This window comes from Bacillus sp. GM2, from assembly GCF_056155945.1.
The window spans coordinates 1,185,258-1,203,710 of sequence record NZ_JBRKSZ010000007.1 but is presented as its reverse complement, the minus strand read 5'-3'; the positions used below and the strand labels follow the sequence as shown (position 1 = coordinate 1,203,710).

Genomic DNA, 18,453 nt, shown 5'->3' with positions numbered 1-18,453 from the left:
ATAACCTTTTTAAACTCTTTTTCGGTAATTATTGAAGCGACCGGGTCAGGTTCGCCATTTCAATCGCTGCCGCGGCAGCTTCTGCACCTTTATTTCCGGCTTTTGTTCCGGCGCGTTCTACCGCCTGCTCGATCGTGTCTGTCGTCAATACGCCGAAGATCACCGGAACGCCTGTTGACATGCTGCTCGCCGCAATCCCCTTTGCCGCTTCATTGCAGACATAGTCATAGTGGCTTGTCGCTCCTCTGATGACCGTGCCAAGTGTAATCACGGCGTCGTATTTTTTCGTTTCAGCCATTTTTTTGGCGATCAGCGGAATCTCGAATGCGCCGGGAACCCAGGCGACATCAATATCATCAGCTTTGACCCCATGTCTCAACAGCGTATCTTCTGCACCGCTTAGAAGTTTGCTTGTAATAAAATCGTTGAACCTTGACACAACGATCCCAATTTTCAAATCTGTTCCAATTACATGACCTTCTATTTTATTCATATGAATCCCGTCCTTTTTTGTGATTGATTTTAGTTTAAAAATGAAGCATATGCCCCAATTTTGATTTTTTCGTTTTTAAGTACTTTTCATTATCTTTTTTTGTCTCCATCTGCAGCGGCACCCTGTCTGCGATCGTCAGGCCGTAGCCTTCGAGACCGGCAATCTTTCGCGGATTGTTCGTCAGCAGCTTCATTTGTTTCACGCCGAGGTCTCTTAAGATTTGGGCGCCGATCCCGTAGTTGCGAAGATCCGGGAGAAAACCGAGCTTTTCGTTAGCCTGTACGGTGTCATATCCTTCTTCCTGCAGCTTGTAAGCTTTCAGTTTATTAATTAAGCCGATTCCTCTTCCTTCCTGTCTCAAATAAAGGAGCACGCCCCGGCCCGCTTGTTCGATTTGCGCGAGCGCGGCAGCAAGCTGCGGGCCGCAGTCGCAGCGGTAAGAGCCGAAAACATCGCCCGTCAGGCATTCTGAGTGTACGCGGACAAGGACAGGCTCGTCTCCGAAAGGTATATCGCCTTTGACGAGTGCTATATGTTCCTTGTCATCGATTTCGTTTGTATAGCCGTAAACCTTGAATGTGCCGAATTCGGAAGGCAGCGTAATCTTCACTTCTCGGTTGATCAGCGTTCCCTTGCTGTAGCGATATTCGATCAAATCTTTAATCGTAATCATTTTCAAGTCATGCTGGTCGGCTATTTTTTTGAGCTCGGGCACCCTTGCCATCGTGCCGTCTTCATTCATGATTTCGCAGATGACGCCGGCCGGCGCGGAACCGCATGCCTCCGCAAGGTCAACGGCCGCCTCCGTATGTCCGGCTCTTTTTAAAACGCCGCCTGTTTTCGCAATCAAGGGGAAAATGTGCCCCGGTCTTTTAAAATCACCCGGAAGCGCGTGATCATCAATCAGCGACATGACGGTCAACGACCGCTCCTGAGCGCTGATCCCCGTCTTTGTATCGCGGTGATCCACACTGACCGTAAATGCCGTGTGATGAGAATCGGTATTTTCGTCCACCATCGGATGGAGGTCAAGCCGTGAAGCGATCTCTTCATTAAGCGGCGCGCAGATCAAACCCCTTCCGTGCGAAGCCATAAAGTTGATCACTTCAGGTGTTGCGTATTCTGCCAGCGCAACGAAATCGCCTTCGTTTTCCCTGTCCTCGTCATCGACCACGATGATGACTTTTCCTTGCTTCAAATCGCGTATCGCTTCTTCAATTGTGTGAAACATAGGCGCTCAGCCTCCTTTCATTTAAAACCCGTTTTCTTTAAAAAATGATTCAGTCAATGGCTTTGCCTGTTTGTCTTGTTTTGCTTGGTGGAGAAACCGGTAAATGTATTTGCCGATCATATCGCACTCGATGTTGACGATGCTTCCGGGCTTTTTTTCCGAAAAAATCGTTTCATCCAATGTGTGCGGGATTAGCGAGACTGTTACTTGATCTTCCGTCAGTCCAAAAATGGTGAGGCTGACGCCGTCTACGGCGATCGAACCTTTTAACACAAGCATTTTGGCCAGTGAAGAGTCAAGTTTTAAATCATAGTATACGGCGTTAGCCGCTTTTTCTATGCGTACGATAGACGCGGTGCCGTCGACATGCCCCGACACCATATGCCCGCCGAAGCGGCCGTTTGCCGCCATCGCCCGTTCAAGATTGACGCGGCTTCCTTTTTTTAATGTGCCGAGTGATGTTGCTTTCAGCGTTTCAAGCATGACATCCGCCGTGAAACTGCCGGAACCGAACTCATTTACGGTCAGACAGACTCCGTTGACAGCAATGCTGTCGCCAAGCTTCACATCTTCGGTCACTTTGTTGGATTGGATGACTAAAGACATGGCGCTTCCCGCCTTTTTCATGTCCAAAATCGTTCCGACTTCTTCAATGATGCCTGTAAACATATGCCACCGCCTTATTCTTTTATCGGTTTTGCCGCCAGCTTTATATCCTGGCCGATTTTGGTAATGGTTGTGAAATGCAGTAAGGGGACATCTTTCATCGATTGAAAGCCTTCACCGGAGAGGATGCTGGGAGATTGCAGCCCTCCGATTAATTTAGGGGCAAGATAGAAGATCATTTGCTGATAGAGTCCTTCTTTGACGAAGCTTGCGTGAACCGTCGCGCCACCTTCGACAAAGACTGAAGCGATTCCTCGGTCTGCAAGGTGCAGAAGCACGTCGCGCACCGGAAGTTCATCCGCATCCAGCACGGTTACCTGTACACCTTCTTTTTCCAGGTTCCGAACCTTTTCGGGATCTGCCTTGGACGTCGTGTAAATCCAGGTTTCCGCTGCTTTATCCTGAATTACTTTTGACTGAAGCGGGATTGACAGCGTCGTATCGAGAACGACACGCACCGGCTGATTCACTGACCCGGGGAGACGGCATGTCAAACTCGGGTCGTCTGCTTTTATTGTGCCCGATCCAACTAAAATACTCTGGTGGTTTTTTCGGTATTGGTGAGCGTCCATCCGCGCTTCTTCAGAAGTAATCCATTTGCTGTCGCCTGTTGCGGTAGCGGTTTTGCCGTCAAGGCTGGCAGCTGCTTTTAATGTCACATACGGAAGGCCTGTCCGCATAAAATGCATGAACTTTTCGTTCAGCTCTTCCGCCTGTTCTTTGAGAACGCCTGTTTCGACCTCGATCCCGGCGCTTCTCAGCATCCCGATTCCTCTTCCGGAAACGAGCGGATTCGGATCTTCGGCTGCCACGACTACCCGCTTCAAACCGGAACGAATAATCAGTTCCGCGCAAGGAGGGGTTTTGCCGTAATGGCTGCACGGTTCAAGCGTCACATAAATGACGGCTCCTTCCGCATGGCGGCCTGCCATTTGAATGGCGTGCACTTCTGCATGCGCTTCACCGTATTTTAAATGAGCCCCCATCCCGACCACTTCACCGTCTTTGACGACAACGGCTCCGACAAGCGGATTGGCCCCTGTCTGACCTTCGCCCTGCTTCGCAAGCTCCAATGCAAGATTCATATAATGCGCATCTGTCATGAATTTCCCTCCCTTCTTCCAAAAAAATAACCCCGGATGTCGATCCGGGGGTTTGTTTTTGTGCATGAGAAATAAAACTATGCATCATCATTATTTTTCACATAGTCTCTTCATCCTTCTCCCATCCAGACTTTCACTGTCGGCTTCAGCTTCTCACTGAATCCACCGCTTTGCACGACGCACAGCGGGTCACGGGCTCTAAAGCTGTCTCTCGCTTTATTACCGCCGGTCGGGATTTTCACCCAGCCCCGAAGGATACAATCGATATTTACTTGTCCTTATGCGTAATTATAGCGGCCGCATATTAAAATTGCAATGAAAACTGCTTGCACAGAAAAACCCCTCTGAGAAACAGAGGGGTTTTAATCTGCCACCTTGACGACTTTGATTAATCCGTCGATTCTGTTGGCATTAGAGAAGTAGGCCTTTACTTTGTCTCCTTCTTTAATGTCGGACAGATCCTGGTTAAGATTTTTCGCATTGAAAATGATCTTCGTTCCGTTATCTGATACCCCGTGGTATTCAGTGCCGTCAATTTTGGTGATCTTATATTGATAAATGGTATAGTTCTTTTCCTCAGATGAGACGGTTTGGCTGAGCGCCGTTGAGACATCTTGAACGCTTCCGTTTTTTAAATAATAAAAGCCTCCGGCCAGTACGGCAGCCAAAACGAGCAGAACCGTGAGCTTGAATCTTATTTTCCCCATGATCAAAACCTCCAGAACACGTTCTGAACTATCCTATGTTTATTTCCTGTTAATGATGAAATAAAACATGTTCGATTCAGACGGAAAATATGTGGTTTTTAAGTATAACGCAAAATGAAGGGAAATCGTTTCATATTCAGACGAAATACTACTTATAACCTACGAATGTACATTCTGGTTTAGGGGTGTGTGTGAAAACAAGCTTTAAAATTGAGTCCAAATAACTATGTTTTGAGAAACCGTTTGTTCTGGTTTCTTCGCTTTAGGTTTCGCTGTAAAAGTCGTTTCGGATGGCAATAACAGACTGATTTTTAAGATACTCGCTGTCTTTCGTTTTGGCCCAGGCGAGAAACTTCACATGCTCGGAATGGAACAGAGCCTCGTGATGGGGCGAGCGAGCAGCAGCCGCTCCGAGTCTGTGCTTGATACCGCGCACGAACTTCCAATATTGATAGAAAGGCAGTTTTAATTTTGTCATAAATCCTGCCGAGTCTTCAATCACATATCCCTCCTCTTCAATCGACGGGTCATTTGACACAGACAGGTACCATTTATAAAAATCCGTCCACTGGTCAAAAGAAATGACTTTTTGCTTACATTCTACACGAAATGTCTCAGCAAAACAGAGGACATCTTCATACGGCAGCTTTTCATATTTCATCTGCCTTTTAACAATGTCGAGAAGGACAAGCTTATCCGATTTGTACTCGATAATGTGCGGATCTTTTTCTGGCAGCACGACTTCAAATACTAACGAAACATTGCGTTTTTTTACATATTCTCTTACATCCTCTATCTGAGATGCGTCAAACGTTTTGTGAAACAGCTCTTCCACCCATTTCGCATGGCCGTCTTTTTGTCCGCTTGCCGATGTATAAGATTTTGAGGTGAAGACGAGCTCATCGGTTTCAGAATTGTAGCCGACAGTTCCCAAAAATCCATTCGCCTTATCATAAACAGTGACCGGAAAGCGCAGCGTGTTAACGAGAACATGCATTTTCGTCGTCAGGCGCTCATCGATGTTGAAAAATTTGTTGTAGCTTCTGCTGACGATTTCCTTGGTGTTTCTGTTGATAAACAGCCCTCTTGCCTTCATGCTGACGCTGTCCCATTTTCTCTCCTGAAAAGCCTTCCTTGTAAAGTTAAAAGAGGAAATGCCGCCGGCTAATTTTTGCTCAGACACATAATCGTGTTCGTCCAAATGCTTTAGAAAATGGTCGACCGTCAGCTCCTCGTGTTCGTGATGAGAATCAAGCGAAGGAGCGGACGTTTTAAACACATCATTTTTTATCTCATGTGTTTGAATTCCCGACCGATCGATGGTGACAACCCTTAAATGCCCGCCGTGCTCCACCTGCCCTTCCAGGTTATATGATTTTGCGGCTGCATGCACTGGAAGCCGGAACATGTTTCTGTGCCCGTGGATTTGAATGATGTTCCGCCCTTCCATATTTTTCGTAAAGACATGGTCGATATCTGTCTCATATCCGCCGACACCGTTGATCAGCTGGCTGGTAGCCGTAAGCAGAAGGTTGTCAGGAAGCGCGGAAATGCCGCCGTGCGTGATGATGTAAGCATCTTCTCCATACGTGAAGTAAACAATTTGGTGGAAGCGCCTGGCCAGTTCCCTGATATCTTTTTTGTCAAAGCCTGCTTCGTCTAATTCCGGTTTTGTCTTCTTGTTAAATACGCTGCTTCTTGTCTCTTCATCATGCCCGTATTGCTTCAAGTATTTATCATGATTTCCTTCGAGCAAAATCACATTTTTACGATCTTTGATACTGAGCAGGAATTGAACAACTTTTGCGTTTTCTATTCCTCTATCAAGCATATCACCTGTGAAAATATATAACTCGTCATCTTCGAGTCTGCCTTTCAAATAAGAATCCAGCACCGTAAAACAGCCGTGCACATCCCCGATCACATGTATTTTTTTGTAGCTGTCGAGCCGCCTCGGCTTATACTGCATCACATCTTCAAATTCTTCCGGCTTGATGACCGTTGTCCAGGAAGGCGCCGGTTCGGTTAAAATCCGCTCGTGCATGGCGTGAACCACGCTGTCGGGCACCCGCTTATGCTCGGCCCTCTCCCGGTTTCTCAACAGAGCGGTCTCAAGCGGAATATCGGAAAAATCAACCACATACGCTCTGTAGCGATACTTTAAAACGAGAGCTTTATAGCTTGAAATCATGCTTGGTTTCGCATGGGTGGCATCAACGACGGTGAATTCCCCCCTTTCCATCCTTTCTTCAAGGAGGGTGAACAAAAGCTTCCATACCTTGCCGTCATTTTTTTGGGAAATGTCGTATTTCCCTTCCAAATTTAACACGGGTGACTGATGGATCAGCCTCAGCTGATCCGCAGACAGCGTATATTGATTCAATTGATGATCCCTGATCCAGGTTGATTTTCCGGTGCCAGGGCAGCCTCTAAGCAGTACTAAAGTCCTCATTATTGATCTCCTTATTCAGTTCTGATAAGTTTTATTATAAAAAAATTCAGCATTCCTTCCAAGAATATACGTCCTTATTTGCATTTTGTTTCAAAAAATAAACAAAAAAGATCCCCTAAAGGGGACTTTTTACGTGTCCTTAATGAAACTTCTCATCTATCCTCTTTTTATCGGACATGAAAAAAGCAGTGCTGATATAAACCAGCACTGCCCTTTGACGGAATATTATGTTACATTTCGTTCTCCGATATGAATCGGTGACGTTTTGACAGATGTTACGTTTCTCTCAGCAACATGTACCGGTACGGATGTTACATTTCTCTCAGCGATTTGCACCGGTGCGGACGTTACGTTTCTCTCAGCGATTTGCACCGGTGCGGACGTTACGTTTCTCTCAGCGATTTGCACCGGTGTAGACGTTACGTTTCTCTCAGCGATTTGCACCGGTGTGGACGTTACATTTCTCTCGGCGACTTTCATACCATCTGTTTGCGTCATCAGCACAGCACTTGCCAGAGAAAGTCCTGCTACTGAAGCAGCGGCGGTTAACAACAGTTTAGATTTCATACGACCAGTCCCCTTTTTTCATTTGTTTTCGAGCACTGAATACCGTTTGATAGAAATAAACAGAGTCGCTCAAGCGCCCAATTTCATTATAGTATTCAGCTGCTTCCAATGCCAAGTCCTCAATATCGGGATACATCTTTTTTGACCCGAGCAGCTGAAAAGTTTCCAGCATTTGAGCTCTTCCGTCATCATCAAGATACAAGGCTTTCAAAAAATGAAATTTTGATAGATAGATCGAATCGTCTGATCGCCGGGCGATGTCAATCCCTTTGTTTAACGCGTCATCCGCCTGTTCCAGGTGCTTCAGCTTGAAATATGCATGTGCAAGACTAAAAAACGCTTTTGGGAGAATATCTGATGACTCTTCTTGATAAATCGCAGCAGCTCTGTTGAAGTATTCAGCCGCCCGATTGAAATCCCCCATCTTATAATAGCAATTTCCCAAATTGTAATAGGTGTGTCCTTCCAATATGAGCTGGCCTTCTTGCTGTGAAAGCTTCAGCGCCTTTTTAAGATGCGAAAGCGCGTTTTCATTCGAATCCAAGTCGTCATAGTTCCCTGCGATGACGAACTCGCATTGGATTCTCCGAACCGTGTAAGTTTCATGCGCCTGGTAGGTTTCAATCGCTTGAAGCGCATAGTTCATCGACACGTGGCTCTGTTTCATATGATAAAACACTTCAGCCATTTTAAAATGAAACTCGGCTCTCTCTATTTCGTCCTCGACATGCAGCAGCTTTTTTTCGGCGCCCCTGTAAAAAGAGATCGCTTTAATAAAATCATGGTTTTTATATTCATACATCCCTCTAAAAAAGTTGAAATAATATTCAAGCAGGCCTGTCAGCTTTCCTTGTTCATCTTCGATATCTTTTAATATTTCAGAAAAGTCAGGCGGGGTTTCGCCTTCTTCCAATGGTTTTACGTAATCAAGCATGATTCTGTGTCTGAATTCCATTAAGGCGTAATACAATAATAAGTCTTGATCTTCTTCCATTTGAGAAATTTCGCGCTCAATTTCTGCCTTCAGCATTTCGGCGTCCGTGACATTGAATTTGCGTATCGCGTTATACCAGTCATTAATTTTTACGCCGACTGCAGTCGATGGGATTTTTACGCTCACCCCTTACGCCCCTTCCTTTTTTACAGATTGCGTTCTCTATCTAGCTCTTCACTTGAATATATTTTACATAAAGGGTCATTTTTTCACAATTATTTTATTTATTAGGATCGTCATTTCCTAGCAGAATGCGGTCTAAGAATCGGTCCCTGGTCCTATTGCATCTGGAAAATGAACACCGTTTCAGACAAAAAAAACAGCCCGGCTTAGCGGGCTGTTTCTGCACTTTCTGATTATGCGTCAAATACTTCGACTTTTTCCATGCCTTGTCCCTGTTCCATTGAAGTGACAGCATCAAAACCTGATGTGACTTTTCCAAAAACAGTGTGAACGCCGTTCAAGTGCGGCTGAGGCTCATGGACGATAAAGAATTGGCTGCCTCCAGTATCTTTTCCTGCGTGAGCCATTGAGAGAGAACCGGCTTCGTGTTTATGCGGATTCCCTTCTGTCTCGCATTTAATCGTATATCCAGGTCCGCCTGTTCCGGTGCCGTGCGGGCAGCCTCCCTGGCTGACGAAGCCCGGAATAACGCGGTGGAACTTCAATCCGTCATAGAACCCTTCGTTTGCAAGTTTTTCAAAGTTGGCGACAGTTCCCGGCGCCGCTTCCGGATATAGTTCAAACTCGATTTTTTTGCCGTTTGTCAGTTGTATGTATCCTTTTTTAGCCATCTTGATTCTCTCCTTTCATTTCACAAGGGTCATTATATCATATCGTAGAAGCACAGAGCCAATCAACCTGAAATAAACGGCGCTCTTGTATCGCTTTTGTAAAAGTTTTAAAAAAAGGTTGAATCGCCTGTGAAAATCATGAATGATAAAAGAGCGGTGTGATACGATACCCGGAGGGCATTTGACTTGAAAAGAAATGGATCTCTTTTTTTCTTTGAAACCTCTCTCATCTTTCATCCGTCTATATTTCGGAACGCATTATTTCCGTTCCGGCAGGCTTCTTTAAAAGTACAGCAATTCTGCCTGAAGCCTGCATTTTTAAGGAGGGCATTGAGCTTGAAAAAATCGATACTAGGAATCTTTACAGCATTGTGTCTGCTCATTTTCCCGCAGGTCAGCTTTGCTGACGCCGCAGTGGGTGATGTGATCGTCACGCTGGGGAAAGACTTGTCAAGCCAGGACAGACAAAAGGTATTAAAAGAAATGAATGCGCCTGAAAATGCGACCATCATCGAGGTGACAAATGATGAGGAGCATAAATATTTAGGGGATTATATACCGAAAGCACAAATCGGAACAAGAGCGATTTCTTCTTCTTCGATTACCGTAGCAAAAAAAGGCACCGGTTTGGAAGTGCAGACACACAATATCAGCAGAATTACGGATGAAATGTATTTAAACGCGCTGATGACAGCCGGTGTAAAAGACGCTAAAGTCTATATCACCGCACCATTTGAAGTATCAGGCACGGCCGCTTTGACCGGCTTAATGAAAGCCTATGAAACGACTTCGGGCGAAAAGATCTCCGAAGACGTGAAAAAAGTCGCGAATGAAGAGCTAGTCACCACTTCAGAGCTTGGCGAGAAAATCGGCAGTGAGAACGCATCGGCGCTGATGGCCAAAGTCAAGGAAGAAATCTCGAAAAACGGGGTTCCCGAATCAAAAGAGGAATTGGAGAAAACCATTGATTCGGCTGCTTCCGATCTGGGCGTGACGCTCACAGAGGATCAGAAAAAATCTCTCATGTCTTTATTTAATAACATGAAAAATATTAATATCGACTGGAACCAGGTTGGAGACCAGCTTGACAAAGCAAAAGATAAAATCACGAAATTCCTGGATTCTGAAGAAGGACAAAATTTCCTTCAAAAACTGATCGACTTTTTTGTGTCTCTGTGGAACGCCATCGTTTCCGTATTCACCGGCGGCGGCACCTCAGAGTCCAACGGTTAACACAACCGCCAAAACACCTCCTTTTTCAATTGAAGGGGGTGTTTTATTTTTGCAGAGGGGAAGTCCCCTCCGTCTTCTTCATAGTTTTCGTGAATAAAATCGGTCAGCAGTTTTGTAAATCGGTAAAACGTTTCGTTTTGCGTCGCTGCCCTGTCTTTTAGTGTGAACCGATCGAATAAAGATTGGCGGAATCCTGTGCTCATTTCAAGCTGAATGCTCAGCCCGGAAAGCGACTTGTTGGCGATGTTGTTCGGATGGGTTCCGGCATACTTGTCGTCTGTCGCCAGCATTTCAGCGGCAAACCCCGAGCGGTTCAGCTCATCAACCAATATTCTGATTTTAACGCGGTCTGTCCCTCCCACTTTAATAGCGCGGTCTTCACTGTAATAGCCGTGAAGCGACATGACGTACTGATGGCTCGCAGTGATGGCGAGCGCCGCCGGCTCGTCAAAACGCGTGCTTGTAATGTGAAGATCCCTATTGCCTGATGATTTCAGCCCTTCAAACAAGTACAAGGAATAATTTTTCGACACTTCATTGGCGATTTCACTTGTTCCGGGTTCGATGCCGCCTCCATGAATGGCCATGATGAGCATCGGCACTTTTGCGTCCTTCTCCGTCATTCGGTAAGACGCCGGATCTTCATTCCGCTCCAATTCTTCAAAGCTTGAATATTTATCAGCGGACTGTGTTGCACTATGGGCCGCAGCAGAATATGGGAATGAGATCACAGCAGAAATTAATAAAATATTCACAGAACTGTTTATTGCTGTAAAACACTTCACTATGTTACAATCAACACATTGCTTCAGGCACTGGAGCATGCGGTGGAGTAGGGATACTTTGGCCGGTTTCATCTACTCCGCCTCTAAATCCGCGAAATCAGCAAATCTCATCCTTTTCACCTTGATCATTGCCTTTACCATCTCCTTTGTTAAATTTTTGTTAAATTCCCAATATTATATACAATCAGCCCGGTCGCTGTTCTATGCATGTCATGATCTTTTTTGCAAAAAACACCGCCCGATGGTCGGGAAATATTCTTCATGCGGCAAACGGGAAAAAATTCTTTTTGAATAAAAAAATGGAGACCCCCCTTGAGGGAATCTCCATTTTTTTATTGTTTTACTTTCGATTTCAGCGGCAGATCCAGCTTGACGATATCCTCATACGTCTCTCTCTGAATGACGAGCTGCGCTTCTCCATCCTCGACAAAAACGACGGCCGGGCGCGGAATGCGGTTGTAGTTGTTGGCCATGCTGTAGCCGTATGCACCGGTGCAGAAAACGGCGAGCACATCTCCGTCACGAACTTCGGGGATTTCCAAATCCCAAATCAGCATATCTCCGCTTTCGCAGCATTTTCCTGCGATTGATACGGTATCATGACAATCATCGTTCATCCTGTTGGCGACGGCCGCTTCATATTTTGCCTCATAAAGCGCCGGCCTGATATTATCGCTCATGCCGCCGTCAATAGCCACATATTTGCGAATGCCCGGCACCTCTTTTTGCGAACCGGTCGTGTACAGCGTGGTTCCCGCATCTCCGACGAGAGACCTGCCTGGTTCGATCCAAATCTCAGGGATGTCAAAGCCGAAATGCTCGGCATTTGCTTTGACCGCCTCGATGATTTTTTCAACATAGACATCGGCAGCGAGCGGCTCGTCGTCTTTTGTATAGCGGATGCCGAAGCCCCCGCCGAGATTGAGCACTTCCGGAATGAATGAGTAAGTCTCCCTCCATTCAGCGAGCTTTTCAAAGATCTTGTCTGCCGCAAGAACAAATCCTGCCGTATCAAAAATTTGCGAACCGATGTGGCAGTGCACGCCGAGGAGCTTAAACGCAGATGAGCGAAGGACTTGTTCGATGGCTTGTTCGACCTGCCCATTGTGCAGATCAAAACCGAATTTCGAATCTTCCTGTCCCGTCGTAATATAATCATGCGTGTGCGCTTCAACTCCCGGTGTGATTCTGAGCAAAACGTCTACAGTTTGTCCTGATTGCTTGCAAAGCTTTTCTGTAATGGCGATCTCGTGAAAGTTATCGAGCACGATGCAGCCGATTTGATGCTCCAGAGCCATGGCTAGTTCTTCAGGGCTCTTATTGTTTCCGTGAAAATGAATCCGTTCAGCGGGGAACCCTGCTTTGATCGCAGTAAAAAGCTCTCCTCCCGATACCACATCCAGAGACAGCCCCTCTTGTTCGGCAAGCTGAATCATGGCGACCGCTGAAAACGCCTTGCTTGCATACGCTACCTGCGCTTTTAAACCGGCTTCCCTGAATGCCTTCTGGAATTTTCGGGCGCGCTCTCTTATCAGCGCGACATCGTATACATAAAGAGGTGTTCCATATCTTTCTGCCAATGATAGAACATCGACACCGCCGATTTCGAGGTGTCCACTTTCATTTCGTCTGCTAGTACCATGTAAAAACAATTGTCATTCCCTCTTTCTCTATCTACAAAGGTGCAAGGGGCGGTCCGATTGCTGCCCGATGCATCTTCCGGCTTCATGATAGTGCGATTCTTATGTTGTATTATAACATTTCGTTTTAAAAACTAAACCACCATTTGTCCAAATTTTCTTGATTTACAAAGGGAATAATCCCCTAAAAAACCAATCCATTCTATTGATTATAGAATAACAGAAAACAGCACTTGATAGAAATAGGCATACATAACGTCCATTCAGTTAAAAAAAGAGCTGAAAAATCGAGATTATCGCCCATACAAATAGGCATTTACCTGAATATAATCTTAAAGATGAAACCTAAAAAAACGAAGTGGGAAAGAGGTTATCATATGTATCCAAACCGTTACCCCTACACCCCGGCTCCAGGCTATACACCGGAAGATGTATACGGCTCTTATCAGCCGGCTGTACATCATGAACAGCGAATTTACGAGCCTTATGAAGGGCAGATTATTACATCTCCGGCGAATACGAGATTTTGGCGGAGAGGAACCGAGGTTTTCCTTCATTCGTCAACGTTTGACCCGTCCGGCCGCGAAATGTTGTATGTCGTCTATCCGATCAGAAGACAGAACAACATCTGCAGCCTCCGGGCAGTCGCGATCTCTGCGAACGAATACAGAGGCATCGGGACCCCTGAATTCGATTACTGAAAAAGAGGCTTTTCCCCGGGGAAAAGCCTCTTGGAGTACCGTCTTCACGGCTGTCTGGAGCGGTTTCGCGGATGAACGATGCTCGGCCTGACTTTTCCCCCGGGAACGGAAGTGCGCACGAGAACATGCCAAAACGCTTTTCCGTTGAACGGGAGGAGGGGCCATAAGTAAGGCGTCCGCAATGATCTGATCGAAGTCATCACTATAGTTAAGATCGTTAATCCGATGACAAATCCCTCCACTTTAAAAAGCGCCACCAATATCAGCATAAACAGCTTCACCATTTTATTCGCCAGACTCAGCTCGTAGCTTGGTGTCGTGTACGCTCCGATTGCCGAGAGGGAAACGTATAAAATGACTTCGGGAGAAAACAAGCCGACATTGATCGCGATATCGCCGATCAATACGGCAGCAATCAGGCCCATTGCAGTCGAAAGCGCCGTCGGCGTATGAATGGCGGCCATTCTTAAAAATTCGACGCCGAGATCCGCCAGGAAAATCTGCATGATAATCGGGATATGAGTGTCTTTGTTTAAACCGATAAACGATAAATTATCAGGCAAGAGCGACGGCTGAATGACAAACAATAGCCAAAGCGGCAGCAAAAAGGTGGAGGCCAAAATACCGAAAAACCGCACCCACCTTAAAAACGTCCCAACAGCCGGTGTCTGTCTGTATTCCTCAGCATGCTGTACATGGTGAAACAAAGTCGTCGGCGTAATGATGACGCTTGGCGACGTATCGACGATCACGATGACATGCCCCTCTAAAATATGGCTTGCGGCTACGTCTGCCCTTTCCGTAAACCTGACAAGCGGAAACGGATTGAAGCCTTGGCCGACAATGAATTCCTCTACCGATTTATCCGACATCGGCAGTCCGTCGATCTTCACATTTTCAATTTCTTTTTTTAATACTTCAACAAGATCGGGATCTGCAACATCTTCCAAATAGCAAAGGCAGATGTCTGTTTTGGAGCGTTCACCGATATGAAGCATTTTATAGCGCAGGCGTTCATCTCTGATCCGGCGTCTGATCAGGGCTGTGTTGACGATGATGTTCTCGACGAGCCCGTCTCTTGCACCGCGTACGACTTTTTCTGTATCAGGCTCTTCCGGCGTTCTGCCAGGATAGCTTCTGACATCAATGATAAATGCAAATCCCGCATCTTCGACGATGATGGCAACCAGTCCCGACAGCACTTGGTCCACCGCTTCATCAAGCGTTTCTGCTTTTGAAACCTGCTGGTTCAAAAGCCTGTTTTCGACAATGTCTTCGACCTCGCCCGACTCTTTTTCTTTATCATTGAGATGCACCAGTTCCCTTAACAGGTGAATGATGTATTGGGTGTCGCACAACCCGTTGACATAATAAAGCTGAACTTCATGGCCGAGGATAAAGACCTTGCGTACGCCAAGGTCAAAGCTTTCTCCCATGCCGACCCGCTTCTTGAAATACGCTTCATTCTTAGAAGGATCAAGGAATACGTTCGTCTTCTCTTGCTTTTGAGCACTCATGATACCCGCTCCTTTCTAAAATGAGCTCGACCGCTTTCATTGTAATCGGCGACCCTTTTTCCACATCGTCTTTTCTGTTCATTTTACCGATATCACCGATTCCGACGATGATCGGAACATCCAGCTGATCAAGGCAATAGACCGTGTCACCGTTCATTCGTTTGACATCGAGCTCTTTGACCCCGTGTTTATCGACGCCGAATTCCGTCAGTTCACCTTCCGCATCGATTGATACATCGACCCTTGTCCACTCTGCATAATGAGTTTTTGAAGCGACGGCGATGACCCCGAGCACCTCGATATCGCCATGCATCGCTACATATTTCATCGCTGTCTCTCCCGGCCCTTCGCCTTGAAGTCCGGAATCATCAAACATGACGAATACAGGATCATGAGGGGTTTCTAGGATCATGGATACAAGCTCCGGTCCCGTTTTAATGCTTGGATTCCCCGCCGATTGGGAAATACAGCGGCCGCCCGTTTTTCTTGCCGCATATTCGATTGCTTTTGCAGCGTATATATCGCCGTCTGTGACCAAAATGACCTTGCGTTTTGCTGGCATTATCCTTTATCCTTTCGGTTTAAAAATCACGGCAACAAGAAAAGCAAACAAGATAGCGGCAGATACACCGGCAGATGTCAGTTCGAATATCCCCATGCCGATTCCGATAAAGCCATGTTCCTCAGCCTGGTGCATCGCGCCGTGCAAAAGAGAATGGCCGAAGCTGACAATCGGGACTGTAGCCCCGGCACCGGCAAATTCGATAAAACGGTCGTAAAGGCCGAAACCGTCAAGGATCGCTCCTGATACGACAAAAGTTGACATGACATGAGCCGGCGTCATTTTAAAGATATCAAGCAAAAGCTGGCCGATGACGCAAATCAATCCTCCTGCAATAAAAGCAATGACATATTCCATCTTAAGCGTTCCCCCCTTCGGCCCGTTCAAATACGACGCCATGGGCAATGCATGGTATCGATTCTTTTTGCTGGACGATCGTCGGGCTTAAAAGGGCGCCTGTCGCTACAACAAGCACTCTGTTCAGCCTTCCCGCTTCAATTTCTTTAAAAATGTGGCCAAAGGTGACGACAGCGGAACAAGCACATCCGCTTCCGCCTGCAAAAACCTGCTGGTCAGGCGTATAGATCATCAGTCCACAGTCATTATGTTTTGTCCCGACATTGATTCCTTCCTCTTTTAACAAATCCTTCAAAATCGGGCTGCCGACACCTGAAAGGTCGCCGGTTAAAATTAAATCGTAATCATCAGGGGTGCGTCCCAGATCCTCTAAATGCTGCTTGATCGTATCCGCCGCAGCGGGGGCCATCGCCGACCCCATATCCTGCGAATCGGTAATCCCCAAGTCGATAACTCTTCCGACGGTTGCACTGCTGATTTTGATGCCGCCGGGCTGCTGACTGAGGACGACTGCTCCGCTTCCGGTCACTGTGGATGTAGCGGTTCCCGGCTTTTGGCCGCCGTATTCCGTCGGGTAGCGAAACTGCCTTTCAGCAGTAGCATTATGACTGCTGGTTGCCGCTAGGGCACGCTTTGCGAAACCTCCGTCAATCAATGCCGAACTGATCGCGATCGATTCCATTGATGTCGAGCATGCTCCAAATAAGCAAAGAAAAGGAATTTTCAAATGCCTCGCCACATAGTTGGCTGTCACGTTTTGGTTGAGCAGATCGCCTGCCAAAAAGATATCGATGTCTTCCTTTTTAAGATTTTGTTTTGATAACGCAGTCTGAACCGCATCCTCCATCAGCTTGCGCTCTGCCATCTCCCAGTTTTTCTGGTTGCAGTGCATTTCATCATAGGTTTTGTCAAATAAGTGTCCAAGCGGACCTTCTTTTTCTTTAGGTCCAACCGCTGTTCCGCTCGAGTTAACAAACAGCGGGTTCTCGAACTCCCATGTTTGTTTTCCAGTTAATTTCATGATGTTTTCCTCCTAAAACAACTTGTCAAAGGCAAAGCGGATCATTCCCACAATATAAGCGGCCACAACGCCGAACACGATGACGTTTCCGGCAAGCTTGAACATGTTTGTCCCCACGCCGAGAACATAGCCTTCGCTTTTATGCTCAAGGGCTGCACTCGTCATACTGTTGGCAAACCCTGTAACCGGAACGGCGGAACCAGCGCCGGCAAACTGGCCGATTCTGTCGTAGACGCCAAGGCCTGTTAACAGAGCGGAGATTAAGATGAGCGTAGCAACCGTCGGGTTTCCAGCTGTTTTTTCATCAAAGTGGAATACGGCCATATAAAAATTCTGGAGAGCCTGGCCGATCGTACAGATCAGACCGCCGACAAGAAAAGCCTTGATACAGTTCAGGACATAAGGCGGCGTAGGCTGATAAGCTTTGACTTTCGATTGGTAATTATCTTTCAAATTTGACATCATATTCCTCCTTTTATGACAAATGAACAAAAATGAGCCATTGAAACATCGAGCCAAGGATCTTCCCGAACACAATGGCCATTAAAAGAATCAAAATCCTGTCCCTCATACCGATGCGTTTCGCCAGTATCGGAAGCACGTTCAACACTTCTGTCAGCGCCGCTGCAAGCATTCCGATGAAAACGCCCGCAAAAAGGCCGATCGGAACAAGCAGCCATTTGGATAAAAAAAAGCGGGACATGTTCAGCGATTCCCATCCTCCGAACACCGCGCCCAGAATGACAGCCCATTCATACGCCTGGATAAACCCTTGCGTTTTCGTCAGCTGAGTCAGTCTCGGGATAATGCCAAGCACGGTAAGAAAAGCGACAAATCCAGATCCAACCGCAATCCCTCCTGCGAGTCCGAGAAAGATGATAAAGATCACGCTAATGATCATGAATATCCTTTGTCGTTTCTTTGTTTTCGTGCAATGCCACATAATGGTCCAAATCAAGCTGATATTTAAACATCTCGACCTCCAGAGGGCTCGGCTCCTCGTTAAACCGTTTTTTAAATAAATGATTAAAAAACAAAATCATGCCGAGACCGAGACCGATGCTGTACGGAATCTGCAAAAGGTATGGATAGCGGTTCTCCTTGCCCGTCACCATTTCGTAAAGCAAGATGTGTACGTCCCTCATGCTGACATCTTCATGAAAGTTCATGACAGCAAGGCCGGCACCGACGAACAGGAGCAGCCAGACGCCGACGAACAGTACGGGAGACAGCCCCCTTTTCGGATATTGGATCTCCACGATTGTTTCGGAACCGCCGACGGTTTGGACGTCAAGGTCAGGAAACGATTTATGTACAGCTTCGATCACCTTCATCACGTCCAACACCACCATGCTTTGATCCGCTTTGCTGACCTGATAAATAGGCAGCCGTTCAAGCTTTTCTTTGTATCGGCGGTCGCCCGCTACCTGTGCGATATGGCCGAGCAGAATCAATTCATCGGGATCGGCCTCAAGCCGGTGGCGGAGTCTGATAAAAACTTGACGTTCCATCTGGGTCACTTCCTATATGATGGTTATAGTTGTAGTATGAAGTACATCCCATTTATCATTCAGCAAGCGGCAAAAGACCATAAATTACCACAAAAAAAACCGGAACGCTCTTTTTTGGA

At 46.6% G+C, this 18,453-nt stretch carries 20 protein-coding genes and 1 riboswitch; of the genes, 2 read left to right on the top strand and 18 right to left on the bottom strand.

Annotated elements, in window-relative coordinates; all coding sequences use genetic code 11:
* Positions 1-28 precede the first annotated feature (28 nt).
* From ribH to ACVC9U_RS06980, 9 genes are all read right to left on the bottom strand, one after another.
* Complete coding sequence (ribH, locus tag ACVC9U_RS07020) at positions 29-493, bottom strand: 6,7-dimethyl-8-ribityllumazine synthase (RefSeq protein WP_003183115.1); 465 nt, start codon at positions 491-493, stop codon at positions 29-31.
* Positions 494-527: 34 nt separating this feature from the next.
* Positions 528-1,724, bottom strand: coding sequence for a bifunctional 3,4-dihydroxy-2-butanone-4-phosphate synthase/GTP cyclohydrolase II (locus ACVC9U_RS07015; RefSeq protein ID WP_020452012.1), 1,197 nt, complete (start codon positions 1,722-1,724; stop codon positions 528-530).
* A gap of 21 nt (positions 1,725-1,745) precedes the next feature.
* Positions 1,746-2,393 carry a riboflavin synthase gene (gene ribE / locus ACVC9U_RS07010; protein WP_048350677.1) on the bottom strand — a complete coding sequence of 216 codons (648 nt, stop codon included), beginning with the start codon at positions 2,391-2,393 and terminating at the stop codon, positions 1,746-1,748.
* 11 nt (positions 2,394-2,404) lie between these two features.
* Positions 2,405-3,493 (bottom strand): bifunctional diaminohydroxyphosphoribosylaminopyrimidine deaminase/5-amino-6-(5-phosphoribosylamino)uracil reductase RibD, encoded by a 1,089-nt coding sequence (gene ribD / locus ACVC9U_RS07005; RefSeq protein ID WP_075754109.1) that lies wholly within the window; start codon positions 3,491-3,493, stop codon positions 2,405-2,407.
* Between the two features lie 109 nt (positions 3,494-3,602).
* A riboswitch (FMN riboswitch) is annotated at positions 3,603-3,753 on the bottom strand.
* Positions 3,754-3,855: 102 nt separating this feature from the next.
* On the bottom strand, positions 3,856-4,200 hold the full coding sequence (locus tag ACVC9U_RS07000; RefSeq protein WP_020452015.1) for a hypothetical protein: 345 nt from the start codon (positions 4,198-4,200) through the stop codon (positions 3,856-3,858).
* 262 nt (positions 4,201-4,462) lie between these two features.
* The gene (locus ACVC9U_RS06995) at positions 4,463-6,652 is read right to left on the bottom strand and encodes an RNA ligase (RefSeq protein WP_075754107.1); all 2,190 of its coding nucleotides are present in this window, start codon (positions 6,650-6,652) and stop codon (positions 4,463-4,465) included.
* 225 nt (positions 6,653-6,877) lie between these two features.
* Positions 6,878-7,219, bottom strand: coding sequence for a hypothetical protein (locus tag ACVC9U_RS06990; protein ID WP_075754105.1), 342 nt, complete (start codon positions 7,217-7,219; stop codon positions 6,878-6,880).
* A complete protein-coding gene (locus ACVC9U_RS06985) occupies positions 7,209-8,339 on the bottom strand; it encodes a response regulator aspartate phosphatase (protein ID WP_441390383.1) in 1,131 nt (376 codons plus the stop codon). Before ACVC9U_RS06985 ends, ACVC9U_RS06990 begins: the two co-directional genes overlap by 11 nt.
* A gap of 230 nt (positions 8,340-8,569) precedes the next feature.
* Positions 8,570-9,007 carry a peptidylprolyl isomerase gene (locus ACVC9U_RS06980; RefSeq protein WP_075754102.1) on the bottom strand — a complete coding sequence of 146 codons (438 nt, stop codon included), beginning with the start codon at positions 9,005-9,007 and terminating at the stop codon, positions 8,570-8,572.
* A 336-nt stretch (positions 9,008-9,343) separates the two neighbouring features.
* Between ACVC9U_RS06980 and ACVC9U_RS06975 the strand changes: the two genes are divergently transcribed.
* Positions 9,344-10,240, top strand: coding sequence for a DUF1002 domain-containing protein (locus tag ACVC9U_RS06975; protein WP_020452020.1), 897 nt, complete (start codon positions 9,344-9,346; stop codon positions 10,238-10,240).
* Here ACVC9U_RS06975 and ACVC9U_RS06970 read toward each other — a convergent pair.
* Both ACVC9U_RS06970 and lysA read right to left on the bottom strand, forming a co-directional pair.
* Positions 10,237-11,097 carry a poly-gamma-glutamate hydrolase family protein gene (locus tag ACVC9U_RS06970; RefSeq protein WP_441390380.1) on the bottom strand — a complete coding sequence of 287 codons (861 nt, stop codon included), beginning with the start codon at positions 11,095-11,097 and terminating at the stop codon, positions 10,237-10,239. The genes ACVC9U_RS06975 and ACVC9U_RS06970 overlap by 4 nt on opposite strands.
* Before the next feature lie 260 nt (positions 11,098-11,357).
* On the bottom strand, positions 11,358-12,677 hold the full coding sequence (gene lysA, locus ACVC9U_RS06965; protein WP_145653104.1) for a diaminopimelate decarboxylase: 1,320 nt from the start codon (positions 12,675-12,677) through the stop codon (positions 11,358-11,360).
* Positions 12,678-13,042: 365 nt separating this feature from the next.
* Here lysA and ACVC9U_RS06960 point away from each other — a divergent pair, with 365 nt between their 5' ends.
* The gene (locus ACVC9U_RS06960) at positions 13,043-13,366 is read left to right on the top strand and encodes a hypothetical protein (RefSeq protein ID WP_143260970.1); all 324 of its coding nucleotides are present in this window, start codon (positions 13,043-13,045) and stop codon (positions 13,364-13,366) included.
* A gap of 44 nt (positions 13,367-13,410) precedes the next feature.
* Here ACVC9U_RS06960 and ACVC9U_RS06955 read toward each other — a convergent pair whose 3' ends face one another.
* Genes ACVC9U_RS06955 through ACVC9U_RS06925 form a run of 7 tightly spaced genes read right to left on the bottom strand, consistent with a single transcriptional unit; the run spans position 13,411 to position 18,334 of the window.
* The gene (locus tag ACVC9U_RS06955) at positions 13,411-14,883 is read right to left on the bottom strand and encodes a spore germination protein (RefSeq protein ID WP_035338481.1); all 1,473 of its coding nucleotides are present in this window, start codon (positions 14,881-14,883) and stop codon (positions 13,411-13,413) included.
* Positions 14,843-15,445, bottom strand: a complete 603-nt coding sequence (gene spoVAEA / locus ACVC9U_RS06950; protein ID WP_143260969.1) for a stage V sporulation protein SpoVABEA — start codon at positions 15,443-15,445, stop codon at positions 14,843-14,845. The genes ACVC9U_RS06955 and spoVAEA overlap by 41 nt, the downstream gene beginning before the upstream one ends.
* Positions 15,446-15,451: 6 nt before the next feature.
* Positions 15,452-15,802, bottom strand: a complete 351-nt coding sequence (gene spoVAE / locus ACVC9U_RS06945) for a stage V sporulation protein AE (RefSeq protein ID WP_020452026.1) — start codon at positions 15,800-15,802, stop codon at positions 15,452-15,454.
* 1 nt (position 15,803) lies between these two features.
* Positions 15,804-16,823, bottom strand: coding sequence for a stage V sporulation protein AD (spoVAD, locus tag ACVC9U_RS06940; protein ID WP_020452027.1), 1,020 nt, complete (start codon positions 16,821-16,823; stop codon positions 15,804-15,806).
* A 12-nt stretch (positions 16,824-16,835) separates the two neighbouring features.
* Entirely contained in the window at positions 16,836-17,285 is a 450-nt protein-coding gene (gene spoVAC, locus ACVC9U_RS06935; protein ID WP_023857501.1) for a stage V sporulation protein AC, read from the bottom strand.
* Positions 17,286-17,298: 13 nt separating this feature from the next.
* Entirely contained in the window at positions 17,299-17,724 is a 426-nt protein-coding gene (locus ACVC9U_RS06930) for a stage V sporulation protein AB (protein ID WP_441390376.1), read from the bottom strand.
* Positions 17,714-18,334: a stage V sporulation protein AA gene (locus tag ACVC9U_RS06925; protein WP_020452030.1), complete on the bottom strand. Its 621-nt coding sequence runs from the start codon at positions 18,332-18,334 to the stop codon at positions 17,714-17,716. Before ACVC9U_RS06925 ends, ACVC9U_RS06930 begins: the two co-directional genes overlap by 11 nt.
* Positions 18,335-18,453: the final 119 nt, after the last annotated feature.

Bases quoted from the DNA above. Each gene is read 5' to 3' on its own strand.
- ribH (WP_003183115.1), bottom strand. From the start codon at position 493: ATGAATAAAATAGAAGGTCATGTAATTGGAACAGATTTGAAAATTGGG.
- ACVC9U_RS07015 (WP_020452012.1), bottom strand. From the start codon at position 1,724: ATGTTTCACACAATTGAAGAAGCGATACGCGATTTGAAGCAAGGAAAA.
- ribE (WP_048350677.1), bottom strand. From the start codon at position 2,393: ATGTTTACAGGCATCATTGAAGAAGTCGGAACGATTTTGGACATGAAA.
- ribD (WP_075754109.1), bottom strand. From the start codon at position 3,493: ATGACAGATGCGCATTATATGAATCTTGCATTGGAGCTTGCGAAGCAG.
- ACVC9U_RS07000 (WP_020452015.1), bottom strand. From the start codon at position 4,200: ATGGGGAAAATAAGATTCAAGCTCACGGTTCTGCTCGTTTTGGCTGCC.
- ACVC9U_RS06995 (WP_075754107.1), bottom strand. From the start codon at position 6,652: ATGAGGACTTTAGTACTGCTTAGAGGCTGCCCTGGCACCGGAAAATCA.
- ACVC9U_RS06990 (WP_075754105.1), bottom strand. From the start codon at position 7,219: ATGAAATCTAAACTGTTGTTAACCGCCGCTGCTTCAGTAGCAGGACTT.
- ACVC9U_RS06980 (WP_075754102.1), bottom strand. From the start codon at position 9,007: ATGGCTAAAAAAGGATACATACAACTGACAAACGGCAAAAAAATCGAG.
- ACVC9U_RS06970 (WP_441390380.1), bottom strand. From the start codon at position 11,097: ATGAAACCGGCCAAAGTATCCCTACTCCACCGCATGCTCCAGTGCCTG.
- ACVC9U_RS06960 (WP_143260970.1), top strand. From the start codon at position 13,043: ATGTATCCAAACCGTTACCCCTACACCCCGGCTCCAGGCTATACACCG.
- ACVC9U_RS06955 (WP_035338481.1), bottom strand. From the start codon at position 14,883: ATGAGTGCTCAAAAGCAAGAGAAGACGAACGTATTCCTTGATCCTTCT.
- spoVAEA (WP_143260969.1), bottom strand. From the start codon at position 15,445: ATGCCAGCAAAACGCAAGGTCATTTTGGTCACAGACGGCGATATATAC.
- spoVAE (WP_020452026.1), bottom strand. From the start codon at position 15,802: ATGGAATATGTCATTGCTTTTATTGCAGGAGGATTGATTTGCGTCATC.
- spoVAD (WP_020452027.1), bottom strand. From the start codon at position 16,823: ATGAAATTAACTGGAAAACAAACATGGGAGTTCGAGAACCCGCTGTTT.
- spoVAC (WP_023857501.1), bottom strand. From the start codon at position 17,285: ATGTCAAATTTGAAAGATAATTACCAATCGAAAGTCAAAGCTTATCAG.
- ACVC9U_RS06930 (WP_441390376.1), bottom strand. From the start codon at position 17,724: ATGATCATTAGCGTGATCTTTATCATCTTTCTCGGACTCGCAGGAGGG.
- ACVC9U_RS06925 (WP_020452030.1), bottom strand. From the start codon at position 18,334: ATGGAACGTCAAGTTTTTATCAGACTCCGCCACCGGCTTGAGGCCGAT.